The organism is Chloroflexia bacterium SDU3-3 (assembly GCA_009268125.1).
In the GTDB taxonomy this organism is placed as follows: domain Bacteria; phylum Chloroflexota; class Chloroflexia; order Chloroflexales; family Roseiflexaceae; genus SDU3-3.
The window spans coordinates 182,907-195,949 of the sequence record WBOU01000006.1 but is presented as its reverse complement, the minus strand read 5'-3'; the positions used below and the strand labels follow the sequence as shown (position 1 = coordinate 195,949).

Annotated in this window: 13 protein-coding genes; 2 read left to right on the top strand and 11 right to left on the bottom strand. The window is 54.2% G+C overall.

Annotation, left to right across the window (positions count from 1 at the left end):
• Window positions 1-51 precede the first annotated feature (51 nt).
• The 9 genes from F8S13_11975 to F8S13_11935 form a co-directional block, all read right to left on the bottom strand.
• A complete protein-coding gene (locus F8S13_11975; GenBank protein ID KAB8142954.1) occupies window positions 52-1,392 on the bottom strand; it encodes a hypothetical protein in 1,341 nt (446 codons plus the stop codon).
• A gap of 86 nt (window positions 1,393-1,478) precedes the next feature.
• The gene (locus F8S13_11970) at window positions 1,479-2,315 is read right to left on the bottom strand and encodes a hypothetical protein (GenBank protein KAB8142953.1); all 837 of its coding nucleotides are present in this window, start codon (window positions 2,313-2,315) and stop codon (window positions 1,479-1,481) included.
• Between the two features lie 227 nt (window positions 2,316-2,542).
• A complete protein-coding gene (locus F8S13_11965; protein ID KAB8142952.1) occupies window positions 2,543-2,761 on the bottom strand; it encodes a hypothetical protein in 219 nt (72 codons plus the stop codon).
• 148 nt (window positions 2,762-2,909) lie between these two features.
• The gene (locus tag F8S13_11960; protein KAB8142951.1) at window positions 2,910-4,274 is read right to left on the bottom strand and encodes an ATP-binding protein; all 1,365 of its coding nucleotides are present in this window, start codon (window positions 4,272-4,274) and stop codon (window positions 2,910-2,912) included.
• A 205-nt stretch (window positions 4,275-4,479) separates the two neighbouring features.
• Window positions 4,480-5,427 carry a hypothetical protein gene (locus F8S13_11955; protein KAB8142950.1) on the bottom strand — a complete coding sequence of 316 codons (948 nt, stop codon included), beginning with the start codon at window positions 5,425-5,427 and terminating at the stop codon, window positions 4,480-4,482.
• A 101-nt stretch (window positions 5,428-5,528) separates the two neighbouring features.
• Window positions 5,529-6,527: a bifunctional DNA primase/polymerase gene (locus F8S13_11950; protein KAB8142949.1), complete on the bottom strand. Its 999-nt coding sequence runs from the start codon at window positions 6,525-6,527 to the stop codon at window positions 5,529-5,531.
• 300 nt (window positions 6,528-6,827) lie between these two features.
• Window positions 6,828-9,557 carry a DUF927 domain-containing protein gene (locus F8S13_11945; protein KAB8142948.1) on the bottom strand — a complete coding sequence of 910 codons (2,730 nt, stop codon included), beginning with the start codon at window positions 9,555-9,557 and terminating at the stop codon, window positions 6,828-6,830.
• 3 nt (window positions 9,558-9,560) lie between these two features.
• The gene (locus F8S13_11940) at window positions 9,561-9,896 is read right to left on the bottom strand and encodes a hypothetical protein (GenBank protein KAB8142947.1); all 336 of its coding nucleotides are present in this window, start codon (window positions 9,894-9,896) and stop codon (window positions 9,561-9,563) included.
• Window positions 9,886-10,182 (bottom strand): hypothetical protein, encoded by a 297-nt coding sequence (locus tag F8S13_11935; protein ID KAB8142946.1) that lies wholly within the window; start codon window positions 10,180-10,182, stop codon window positions 9,886-9,888. Before F8S13_11935 ends, F8S13_11940 begins: the two co-directional genes overlap by 11 nt.
• 483 nt (window positions 10,183-10,665) lie before the next feature.
• Here F8S13_11935 and F8S13_11930 point away from each other — a divergent pair, with 483 nt between their 5' ends.
• Entirely contained in the window at window positions 10,666-11,046 is a 381-nt protein-coding gene (locus tag F8S13_11930; protein KAB8142945.1) for a MerR family transcriptional regulator, read from the top strand.
• Between the two features lie 97 nt (window positions 11,047-11,143).
• Complete coding sequence (locus F8S13_11925) at window positions 11,144-11,419, top strand: hypothetical protein (protein KAB8142944.1); 276 nt, start codon at window positions 11,144-11,146, stop codon at window positions 11,417-11,419.
• Between the two features lie 90 nt (window positions 11,420-11,509).
• On the opposite strand, the gene F8S13_11920 is transcribed toward F8S13_11925, so the two are convergent.
• Together F8S13_11920 and F8S13_11915 are read right to left on the bottom strand one after the other, a co-directional pair.
• Window positions 11,510-12,217 carry a deoxyribonuclease V gene (locus F8S13_11920; GenBank protein ID KAB8142943.1) on the bottom strand — a complete coding sequence of 236 codons (708 nt, stop codon included), beginning with the start codon at window positions 12,215-12,217 and terminating at the stop codon, window positions 11,510-11,512.
• A gap of 14 nt (window positions 12,218-12,231) precedes the next feature.
• Window positions 12,232-12,891, bottom strand: a complete 660-nt coding sequence (locus F8S13_11915; protein ID KAB8142942.1) for a TetR/AcrR family transcriptional regulator — start codon at window positions 12,889-12,891, stop codon at window positions 12,232-12,234.
• Window positions 12,892-13,043 lie beyond the last annotated feature (152 nt).

The following is a 13,043-nucleotide window of genomic DNA, read 5'->3' as shown; positions in this document are numbered from 1 at the left end:
GCCCCAAGTTGGGGCGGCGGGCCTTGTTTTTGCTGGAAGAATAGGTATAAGTTAGAGGCTCATTCTATCATGTATATATACATGATGAAAAATCTCATCATCGTCAATATAACCAACAACATATGATGTGTCATCAAATTCATCATCATATTGATCAATAGCAACATTTTTTGTACTTAACTCATCATTGAACACAAAGAATATTATAGGCTTTAGGTCAACCTCAACATTGTCTACGGTATTTTTTGAAATCCTTAGATTTCTACGAAATCTAGATAAACTTATACGATAATTTCCCATGTAATTTACTAATACCGCGAAATGATTACCAGAAATATCTGAAAATATGAAATCAACTGGATCTTCAGTATTATTATTCACCCTAAAATAAACACTTTTAAGAGCATATATATTTTTAATCCAATTAACTAATGATTTATTTATAATATCTAATCTATTAACTATATTCTTTGATGTGATTTTCGTTTTAGATTCAACTACATGTGTGATTGATTCTTCATTTTTTACTTCTTCAACAACTTCTTTGCTGACGCCAAATATTTTTAGCATATTTGAGAAAGAAACGATATGGAAGCTATTGCCACCTGATTTTCGTCTGAACTCATCAACTAATTCGTATCGTGGGTATATATTTTGATTTTCACTCTTATGCCACCAATCTGGCTTTTCATCACCGGAAACAAATATAACATCTTTATTTCTGATTTCTCCTATCTTTAATATGGTGTACCAAATTAATAAGTCACCCATACCATTATCGCTTTTAGACGCGTCTTTGTATCCGGGTGGGATATTATAGTTTATCCTTCTTTCTAAATCTTTAGAGAATTCATCCTTATCTATGTCTAAGTCAAATATAACGTTGTTATTAAATACATCTGAATACATAGTTGTAACTGGGTCATTCCATGACCAAGATTTAATGGTGTTAAGTAATTCAGATATATTTTTTCTATAATCTCCTATAAGCTTAGTTAGATCGTTCTCGGTTTTCAGTAAATTTCTATAAGATTCTACCGATTCAAGTATTGCATAATTAGTTTTATTCAGTTGTATATTTTGTTTTCTACTTAACTGACTAAACAATTCTGTTAATTTAGTAGATCTGTTTCGTGAAAACTCTCTTGAAACTTGTCCTGGTATAAACAGCCTATTTTCATGTACTAATTTCTGGTATATCGTTTTTATTTGATCCAAGCTTTCTAATCCTACTGCATATGGAAGTAAGAGCGCGTTTGTATCTAGTATTACTAAACATTCATCTTTTATGTCCTGAATACTTTTTGATTTGTATAGAAATACAGAAGAAGCATCTGGATGAATATCAGTTAATATAAAAATATTATTATTGTCGTTTTTCTTGTCTGCCATTTGGAGGCTCCTTAATTAAATCAAATAGGAAGGAAAAAAGAATGAGGAAATGTTCTACTTATAGTGTTTTATTAGAATGTAGAAACTTAAAATACCCAATTGGTATACATACAATTCTCACATTGTACGCCGATGGTAATTTTTCCATTGCCTTCGTCATTGACTATAGTAACTAATGAATGATTACATATAGGACAGAATGAAGCACCTAGTTTTACATTAGCGTCATCTCGAATATTCTCCTCCTCAACTATTAATGAATTAGATGGTATTTCACCTATTTTCCTCAAGGCACTTGATATATTTTGTTCTACTGATATTAACTTTTTCCCTGTTACTTTAATGAATTCCTCTTGAAGTATATGAATGTTTTCAATATATGTTTTATCTCTTGTTACAATAATTAGATCGTCATCTATATTTTCTAATATTGATTCCCATATTACTTCGTCACCTATGGTGTATTTGTTGCTAGATGTTGGGGGATTGCCCAAAGCTTTGCGGTCTTTTGCTGCTTCAATATTAGTTTTTGTAACGGGGAATACTGAAACATTATTATTGTTGGTTAAAAGATAGAATTTATCAGCAAAGCTGTCATTCTTTATATCTAATATTGAGTCTAAGTATGAATTTACATCTGCTAATTTTCTTGAAAATGTATTTTTAATACTATTCAACTCAATAAAATCATTATTTTTATTTAATATCGAAGAACTAAATGATTTTATTTTCATATTATTATTCAGACTGTCTTTTGCTTGTTTTATGACATTTAGTCTTGTTCTGTAGAATTCATTTAAAGTTTGTTTTGTGAATATTAATGAATTAACGTGTTGATTAAGCTCGTCTAATACACTGTAATTGTCTGACATGGAATGATAAAAGCTTGCAAAAATATTGGTATCAATATATATCTTAGTCATTATGTTTCCTTTCAAATATACGGTATTAACATCTGAGATTCATTGAACTTTGATTTCCTTCTATTTACTAGTAATCAAGCTAATGTTCATGTTGATGTCTCAATCCCTATAAGCTTATTTCTGAAGTCTTTTCACCAACTTGAGTATAGTCGATCTCAATAGTGCATGCAAGATCATGTTAAACAGGCCCGCCGCCCTAGCTAGGGCGGCGGGCCTGCGCGTAGCTGCTACCCCTTCGCCTGATACATCCCCCGCCCCGCCCGCTCGACCTGGCCAGCGCTCACGGCCTCGGCCAGCAGCCGATCAAGGGTGGAATCCCCGCAGCCAAGGGCCTGTTGCAGCTCGTGGCGGGTGCGGCGCTCGCCCGTGGGCAGGTGGGCTAGCAAGTCGGCTAGGGCGTAGTAGGATATACCGACCCCACCTCGCTGGCCGCTGCGCTGTTCCACCAGGAGATAGCCAAGGCCAGCGAGGAGGAGAAGAGCGAGGAGGAGAAAGCAAAAGAAGAGACGCCAGAGGGAGCATAATATATAGCCCCGCTACCTATCAAGGGCGGCGGGACTATATATTACACATATAAGCACAATATACTACAAATTACCCTTGTATAATATCTCTACATCTTCTTATTGCATTAATCCAATCATTGCTTAAAAATACAACACTATCAGGCAATCCTAAAGCGTTTACTATGTACTTCAATAACACGGCTGAATTAGAAAACTGAAATATCAAAGGATCCTTGATATCCCAATCTGGGTTAATTATTACAAAGTCCTGTAAATCCTTTCCTGGTGGAGCAAATTGATCTTCACGCTGAAGTATTGGGAAATTATGTCTATCTACAAAATCTAAATATTCTTTAATATCTATATAAGGAGTTGTTCTCCATATATTATTCAGATATGCCTTAGCATAGAAATGCCTTAAATCCCCTTTTTCCGACATTAACCTTAAATGTTTATTTATGAATGTTAAAACTACCAATATAACTAGATTTACGTCTATAAATTTAATATACTTATGGTTTTTTAGGTTAGCTATATCTAATAAGGAACTTCCATACTCGTATTCAAGTAATCTTGCATCTTCATTGTGTCTGTATTCATTGAAATCATTCCAATCGTAGTGTCTTAATCTGAAACTTACAATACTGGAACCATCATAGAAATATTTCCAAGTCATACTCATGTTATATGGATCATTATTACCTATATATCTCGCAACAAAGCCATCTGAATCTGAAAAAAAGTTATCAAATTTAATAGAGTAGCCGTCTTCTGATCCTGACATTACATCTACGAATTTATCAAAACCAAACCCATTATTATTAAAACTATCATCTAAACCATTTAATAAGAATAAGTGCATAAATATATCATCTTCTTCACCCTTAGATATATGCGGCATTTCATCTAATCTATCTAATATAAACCGTTCACGCTTTTCGCGTTGCCTCCATAAGTCATCTAATACGACGCGATCTGTTTCCTTTTTAGGGTCTGAGGAATCAGCTATACGTCTATATATTCGACCGTCAGTTATATATGGCAGGTGAGTACCGCTCGGTATACGAACTATAATTATATATTTATCACTTTGTAATCCTAATAGATCACTAGGCCCTTGTATGACTTTGGATTCATAATATGGTGGTGGAGATATGCTATCCTTAGCAGCATTTCTTATATTTTCAATCATCTTGGACGTATCAGATTGAGATAATCCAGGAAAAGCCACAGCTACATTACCTCCTCCTTTCTCACCTTCTACACCGTAAAATATCCAACCGCCAAAGTGATTAGCAAATGCTGAGAGCGATTTAGCTATATTTTGATTCGGAACAACCTGGCTTTTATATTCTATATACCAACCCTCTGCAATACTCCTCAATTTACTCAGATCGTCTACATCTATTTCATCGATACTTTTCAAAAATGGGTTGAATGCCATAACTGACATAACTTTACTCCTGAATGTAAATAAAACTAGGGATGAATTATGTGATCATAAATAATATTGTGAAATTATTCTTGCTTGATAAGAATTGAACTTGAAGTAAAGCAAGAAACTTGATAATTGAGTATAGCCGATTCTAATACCACATGCAAGATCTCCATGTACAGGCCTGCCACCCCACTTGGGGCGGCAGGCTTGCATATAGCTGTTACCCCTTTACCTGATACATCCCCCTGCCCGCCCGTTCGACCTGGCCAGCGGTCACGGCCTCAGCCAGCAGCCGATCAAGGGTGCTTTCCCCACAGCCAAGGGCCTGTTGCAGTTCGTGGCGGGTGCGGCGCTCACCGATGGGCAGGTGAGCCACCAGGTCGGCCAGGGCGTAACGCGGGCGGCCTGGGGACAATGCCCCCGCGACCGCTTCCCCCAGCGCCTCGACGGATGCCCCCACGGAGAGCCGCGCTGTTTCCCCCAAAATGCTTTGGGATGCTTTTTGGGGCTTTTGGCCTCCGAGCTTCACGGGGCTTTGTATCAGCTCCTCAAGGGCTGTCGTCTCAACCAAGAGGCGCAGGCGGGCCAGCTCGACCCGCTGTGCGGCCCCCTCGACGGACACAACCGCCACGGGGATAAAGGCCGGAAGCAGGAAGGCAAAGAGCACATCGAGCAGCGGAAGCACGCCGGTGCGGATGGCCGCATCCAGCGCGGGGGCGTAGCGCACCACATAGGCCGCGTTGAGCAGGAAGGTGAGCAGCATGAAGAAGCCCACGCCCCAGCGGCGGCGCTGCGGCCCCAGGGCGAGCGCGGCGGTGCCCGACGCCGCCACGCAGTAGAACGCGGCGGCATCAATCGCCAGGGTGAAGGCCCCCGCCGTGGCGTGGTACAGCGCGGCGGGCAGTTGCAGCTCGCCCACCCATGTGGGCTTCACCAAGGCGATGGTATCCCAGATATGCAGGAAGGACACCGCGATCACGGCGATGAGCAGCGGGCGACCGCAGCGGGCCAGCACCCCCGCGCTGGCCAGGGCCTCGCGCTTGGCCTGCAAGAGGCCGACCTGCAAGGCCCGCTTGGCGGCGGGCGTCTCCAACAGCGCGGCGTCCAGCTGGAGCAGGTCGGCCCCGCTGGCGGCCTCCGTCGTAGGCGTGGTTTTGATGATTGACATGGGCTAGGCTCACTTTCTGTTATGATATTGGGTGGCGGGTGGCTCACTTCCCGCCACGTGGCGCGGTGCGGGGAACACCGCGCCATACTTGTTTGTTGGGGCTAGTCTTCATCCTCATCCCACCGTTCCCGCAACCCCTCAACATAGTATTGGTAGGCGGCCTCGCGGGCCTGCTCCTCGGCGATGGCCTGGCGCAAGCGCTCACGGTGCTGGTCGAGGTCTTCCAGGAAGGCCCCAAGCGAGTGGCCCAGGCGGATGGATGGCCCGATCTCGCCCGTCGGCCCCACCGCGCCCAGGCACAGCACGCCCCCGCCAAACTCCCACAGCCAGTAATCCCCGATCTGCCGCACGTGCTGGGCGTGCTTGGGGATGCCCAGCGGCCACGCGTCGGCGGTCGCGTAGGGCGTGGCGGGATGGGTCGGCACCACCGGCACGGCCACCGGCGTGCCCAGCTGCTGCGCCTGGCTGATCAGCTGCTCGGCCTCCGCGTCGTCAAGAATCGGGATTTGGTAGCGGCTGATCACCCCCGACACCAGCTCATAGCGCGCGCCGCTGGGGTGCAGCGACGGCGGGGCCAGGACATACCCGCCCGCGCCGCGCGTCTCGACCTGGATGACGCCATCCAGCGCCGCCAGGGTGGCGCGGGTCTGGTGCATGAGCTGATGCCCCGTGCAGACATACACATGGGTGCCGTGCGCGGTGTGCACCACGGGGAAGCGTTCGGTATCCAGGCCCGTGGCCGCCAGCCAGCTGGCCGCAGCGGCGCGGTGCTCGAAGTCGAACACCAGCAGATCGCCGCTGATCGGGCCGCACACAATCCCGATCTGTGCATCTCCCTCTCGGAACCATTCGCGCAGCTGCGCGGTGGTGGGGTGGCTATGCGAGAAGCGGCGTACCATGTCGCGCTCGTAGGGCTGTTTGGTGCCGGGGCGGATGGGCAGCACGCTGATGCCGGTATTCCAGTAGTACAGGGCGGCGTCGTACATCTCTTGGGGCATTGTGGTTTCTCCTTTGTCGGTATGTGGGGCATGTCCACCATGGTTTTTCGCGTTTTTCCACCGCCCCCCCCCTAGTGCTATGAAAAAGTTCATGTGACACATGTGACACTTGGCGTTTTACCCGCTCCTAGAGCGGGCGGAAGCTGTCACATGTTCATTTTTGCTTCATGTGACAGGCCATTGCAAAATGGCGTTTTAGGCCATTGGGATGCCATTTCTTTATGTGACAGCTCATGGCCATGAACATGTGACACATGCCCGTTTTTTTGCCTGTTGTCACATGTGTCACATGTTTGTCACATGAATTTTTGCCGAACATGTGACAGCTGATTGGTGATAGGGATGCGCCAAAAAGGGGTGCTGTCACATGTGTCACATGTTCTGTGAATACACCCCCTTCCGTCAGTCGAAAATATCCGCCGGAAGGTGCCAACATGTGGGCCTCGTGCCGTTGATCCGCTTGTGCATACACAGTGATGGGGCCTCCTTCGAGCATAAGAGCCCATCCTGATCGAGCAGCTGCGAGACGGCCCGCTGTGATGCCCCAAACGTGCGGCCCGCGCTGCGGTGCAGGCGCGCGATCTCGTCATAGGCCACGTTGCAGATCAGGTAGACCCCTTGCCGGTCGCGTGCGCCGAGCAGGATCTGGCTGGTGGCCATCTCCGGCTGCGCCTCGCCTTCGAGGTTGACGATGTAGCCGCGCCCGCTGGCCAGCAGCCCGCGCAGGCTTTCGAGGAACAGCTGGCTATAGCGCTCGTTGGTGGTGAGCTGGATCTGCTGCTTGGCCAGTGCCAGCAGCTCGTATTTGCATGTCTTGATCCAGCTGCTGATCTGCGTCTCGCTCCAGAGCTTGCCGCCCTTCAGAAAGCGCGTGAACATCTCCCAGGCCACAAACAGCGCGGCCACATTCCCCGCGACGCGCCCCGCGTTGGTGGCGTGCTCGGTCTGCTCCAGCGTGGCCAGGATGGCCGCACGGGTCTGCTTGAACGCCTCTTTGTTGGTTTCCACGAGGTCGGCCTGGTGCACGGCCAGCCACTGCAGGTAGCCCATGGTGATGTGGTGCAGCAGCCGCGCCTCGTGCTGCAGCGTGGTGAGCCGGTCGCGGTCGACCGACCCGCGCTGGAGCGGCACCGAGAGGATGCGGGCCAGCGTCGAGGCCTCGCCCTCGGGCTGATCCTCACCCGAGGAGATCAGCACCGCCCGGACGGGGAAGACCGCCCGCGCGTTGCTGTTGGCGTCGAGCCGCCCGCGCGCCATGCCGTCGCCGTAGTTCTGCAGCAGGAAGGTCACATGCTTGGGCTGCACGTTTGCGGCCTTGTAGTCATCCAGGATCATGGGCACATCTTTGAGATGCCAGCCAAGCTGCTGGATGCTGTTGGCCGTGCTCGTCCATGTGTCGGTGGGGTGGGCGGGCATGAAGTCGCCCCACAGCGAGAGCGCCGCACATGAGATGCTAGTCTTGTGGCAGCCCGTCGGGCCGTAGACATGCACCATGGGCGCGGCGGTCTCCAGCTGGGTGAGGATGGGCGAGAGCAGCACCGCGCCGACCAAGGGCACCATCACCGCGCTGGGCGCAAGCTGCAGCAGGTCATCAAACAGGCGCATGGCGTCCACCATGCTGGCGTCGCTGGGCGGGTTCAGGCGGTAGCGCTCGATCCGCTGCGGCAGGTGGGCGCGGTTGGGGCTGTCGCCCGCCGCGCCCTGCCAGCCCGCCGCGCTCACCGCGCCGTTTTGCAGCAGAAATTGGCCGTCGACCCAGCCGGTGTGGTTGTGGATCACCTGTTCGGTCAGGTCGGTGGAAAGGCTCTTGATCGCGTCGAGGATGTAGCGCGACTGCGCGGCGGGGTTGACCCGCGCCTTTGCCCCCAGGGAAGCGACGATCCGCCCCAGCGCGGCCTCGCCCTCGTACTCGCTGCACTCCATCTCAAGCGTGCGGGCCTTGGCCCCACAGCGCGCCGTGATGCGGTAGAACTCGGTACAGTTTTCCCCATCGTGCTGGGCGACCTCGGCCACGATCTGCGCCGTCCAGTTGGTCATCATCAGCGGCGCTTTTGGCCCGCCGTCACGGTCGGTGCGCTCCATCCACATGCCGCCCTCGTGCAGGAAGTAGGGCCAACTGGTGTTCTCCTGCTCCATCCCGCCCCAGCGCCTGCCTTGCTCCAAGAGCGCCGCAGGGCTGGGCGGCGGGCGGCTGATGCCCAGCTCCGCCGCAGCGGCCCGCACGGCCGTTTTGAGATCGCCGCCGTGGGCCAGCTGGCACCACGCGCTAAAGGGCGAGTGGCTATGCAAGCCACCGCCTGGGGCCTCGCTGTAGAGCGTGTCGGTGGGGTTGTAGTGCGTGCTGCGCCCCTCGTGAATGACCACGCTCGAACGCTCGCCGCCAGGGCGGATGAAGCGCCCGCCGCGCTCGGCCTGGTAGCCGTGGGCGGTCAGGATCTCGGCAATCGTGCGGCGCTGGTTGAAGGTGTCGATCACGCTGCGCCCGTCGCCGGTGGCCGCGCCCTGACTGTTGGGGTGCTCGGTGGTGGGGGCCAAGGCCCGCGCCGCGTCGATCAGCGCGGTGGCCTCGGCCAGCGTGAGCATGGGGATGGCGTCGGGGTCTCCGGCGCACCATTCGTAAATTGCGCCGGTGGGGTGGACAGACGGCGGGGCCAGCACATAGCCGCCCTCGCCGCGTGTCTCGGCCAAAATGGTCTTGCCGACCTTGGCCAGTTTGCGGTTGCCGATGGGGTCGGGCATGCGGAAGTACACATGCTTGCCCTTGCCGGTGGCCACCACGGGCAGCCGGTCGAGCAGATCGGCGCTCACCAGGTCGGCGGCGATCGCGCGCCACTGGTCGGCCAGGGCCACGCTTTCCAGGTCGATCACCACCAGGCCCCCGCTCACCGCGCCGCCCACGATGCCGATGCCCGCATCCGTGCCGCTAAACCAGCGCTTCAGCTCTTGGGGGTAGGCGCGGCGCTCTTGGAAGGGTTTCCATGTGGCCCTGGGCTGCTGCTTCTCGTCATCCCATTCTTTGGGCAGCAGCTCAGGATGTGGGGCCTTGGTGCCGCGCAGGATCGGGATGACACTTAACCCCGCAGCGGTATAGCCTTGGGCGATCTCATAGGTATCGAAGCTGTTCTGTCGCATGCGCTAATCCTGTTCGGGTTCCCAGAGGAGGATGAAGACCGGCTGCGGGCGGCGGGCGCGGCTGCGCGGGCGGCGGTAGCACACGCGGCGGTAGACGGCGATGAGCTGGCCGGTGGCGTGCTCCTCGACCGTGCGCGGCTGGCGGGCGCGCCGCCAGCGCTCATGCGCGCCCTTGCGGCCTAGCTCGCGCATGTACGCCGCGCCGTAGCGCTGGGCGGTGTGCAGCCCGCCCACGTGGCCGATGCCCGCCAGGTGGGCCGCGCCGCGCCGCGTGGCCAGCGCCAGCCCGCCCAGCGTGCCCGGCAGCAGCTCGCGTAGCTCATGCTGCCTAGGCTGCATGGTCGTCCTCCGGCGCGGCGGGCGTGGGCTGGGCGTCGGCAGCGGAAACCAAGCGCCACATGGCCTCTGTAGCTCGCAGGCCCTCACCGGCCTCCGGTTCGGGGCGCTCGTTTTCCTCGCTCATATGCCTGCGGGCGGCCTGTTGCAGGTAGTACCCATATTCATAATCGCTCTCACATGGGGTTTCGTTGTAGCTCTTGAGCATGCGGCGCTTATATTCGTTCAGCAGCTCCAGGGTGTATGCGTCAAGGGTGATCGTGATCGTCTTGGGGGTAGTGATGCTCATACATGCCTCATATGGTTTCAGAGTGCAGCACAGCAAGGCTACCCACGGTAGTGGGTGCTGTGCTGCAAAAGGCCGTTGGTTGGATGGGTGGTGGGCTGCTACACTATGGGCATGCGCCTAGTGAGCGGGGGCGCTGCGGCCCCTGTGCGTGGGCCGGTGGTGGGTGGCCCATGGAGGCTTGAAATAGGCAAGATTTGCGGGTATTCTGAAAGGGTGATCATAAACATGTCCTGTTGAAGCCTCAGAAAAGAGGCAACAGGCTTTATCGTTAGGGTTTGGCTTCGAATCCTCTCGCCCCGACCATCACCCGAGAAGACCCAGTACCATAAGGTGCTGGGTCTTTGTCATAACATCAATCGTGCGGTGTGGGCAACCCTCCAGCAAAATGCCAGCAAGATCTCAGCGAAAAAGGCTTGCGTTTTCATCACAAGCCTGCTATACTCACTTTGACGTTTACGTCAAGGTACAATCATGAAAGACAAGATGCGTATAGGCGAGCTGGCTGAAGTGGCCGGCGTCACGCCTCGGACGATCCGCTACTACGAATCCCTTGGCCTGCTCGGCCCCTGCGAGCGCGAGGGCCAGGGCTTCCGCTACTACTCCGACGCAGAGGTAGCGCGGCTTCATAAAATCGACATGCTCAAGCAGCTCGGGCTGCGGCTTGAGGATATCGTCGAAGTCATCCCGCTCTACTGCGAAGATTCGACCGGCATCCGCGGCAAGCGGCGTGTGCTCGAGATCCTACACGAGCACCTGGCCGAGACCGACGAGAAGCTCTACACCCTCCAGCAGTTCCGCGACGACCTGCAGGCGAGCATCACTCGCATCGAGGAGTCGATCGCTGCTATTCCGGTAAGCGACTAGTTTTTTTTACCGCAAACTTGACGTTAACGTTAAAGTTACATCTGTCAGTCGGGCGGGCCGACAACCGCCCAGCACTGGCAGGAGTCAGGAGTGAGAGATGCTGATCAAAGCGAACGACGTGAGCGCGAAGGAGGCAGCCACGAACGACAACGGCGGCAAAGGTAAGCAGGTGGCCCTGTGGATGGGCTGGACGCTGTTTGTGATCGGTTTTGCCTTCTTCCACTGGCAGATGGATCTGACGGCGGGCCGCCCCGACCCGATCATCGGCCTGATCATCCACACTATCCTCGCCGGCCTGGTCGGCCTGATCATCCTGACGGTGGTCGAGATGCGCGTCAACCCCGAGGGCTTCCTCGATCGACACGACCGCTAGTCACTAGCCCCACATCTTTATGCAAACAGTCTATCTCGCAGGCGTGGCAGCATGTGCCACGCCTGTGGTCGTTTTGCGCGCCCGCGCGGGCTAGAGCAGCAGCTGCTGCTGGGGGGCCTGCAGGTCGATCTGGGGGATGCGCCCGTGGGATGCCAGCCCGTCGGCGGCGCGGGTGGTCTCGGGCAGGCGGTACTTGGTCACGCAGCTCATCACCACATCTAGCGCGGTGGGTAGGCTGATGCGGTGGCCCACCGAGATGTACAGCGGCTTCACGCCCACCTTGCTGCGCAGCACCGCGCCGATCTGCTCGCCGCGGTGGGTGAGCGGCACCGACGCGCCGCGTTCGTCGGGCAGCGGGTCGTGGCGGCCACACAGCAGCGATTTGGCGCAGCCAATCGTGGGGATGCCCGTGAGCACGCCCAGGTGCGCGCCGATGCCCAGGCGGCGCGGGTGGGCGATGCCCTGGCCATCCACCACCAGCATGTCGGGCTTGATCGCGATCTCGTCCAGGGCGCGCAGCACCGCCGGGGCCTCGCGGAACGAGAGAAAGCCCGGGATGTAGGGGAAGGGCGCTGGCGCGTAGGCCAGCGTGTAGGCCAGCGGGCGCAGGTCGGGGTACGACAGCACCACGATCGCGGCCTTGGCCTGATCGCCCTGGTAGCCCGCATCCACCCCCGCGATCGTGCGGATCTGGCCAAAGTCGTCGCTGGCGATCACCTGGTGACGCAGCATCTGCTGGATCTGCTCAGCCTCTTCTAGCGTGGCGGGCCAGGCTTCCAGAATCTCATCGGTATTCATAGATAGTCCCTCTTCTAGCCTTTGGCTGTGCCCACTGCAGATTGCACGCCACGGCAGAACAGCCGCGCCAGGTTTTGCGGCGTGCTCTGCGGGTTGGGGATGCCGATCATGCTGCTGGGCTGGAAGTGCAGGCAGGTGACCAGGGCGTAGAAGGCGCGCATGATCGTGGGCGTGTCGAAGCGCGGGTCGATCTCGCCCATGTCGAGCGCGGCCTGGATGAGCGTGCTCATACGCTCTTCCAGCTTGCTGAAGGCATCCATCATCTCGGGGTGATCGTAGATCAGTCGATTCATCTCGGGGAACCAGATGCGCGTGGGCTGCCGCTGGTCGTTGATCTGCTTCTGCACAATCATCTCAAGGATGCGCCCCAGCTCTTGCAGCGGGGTGCCGACACAGTCTTTCGGGTCGGTGATGGCGAGGATGCGGTGGATCTCGCGCGCGATCAGGGCGGCGATCACCTCATCTTTGCCGCTGGGGAAGTGGTTGTAGAGCGTGGGCTTGGAGATGCCCGCCAGCGTGGCCAGCTCGTCCATCACCACGGCGGCCATGCCGTTCTGATCGAGCAGGGTACGGGCCGCATCGAGGATCTCGTCGCGTAGCTGCTGCTTTCGTCGCTCGCGGAGTGAGTGTCTCATGTGTTTTGCCTTATGCTGAGCCCCCGCTATTGGTTGCATGCTGAAGGGTGCGCTTGGTCGCTTGATCGGGTGTAGCCGGGGTAGTAGGATCTCTTGCTGAAAAGTAAACGAATACGACCAAATAGCTACTTGCGTGTTAGAATAGTTTACTCTATAGTTAAGCTTGTTACAAGATCTTGAAGGATGATTTT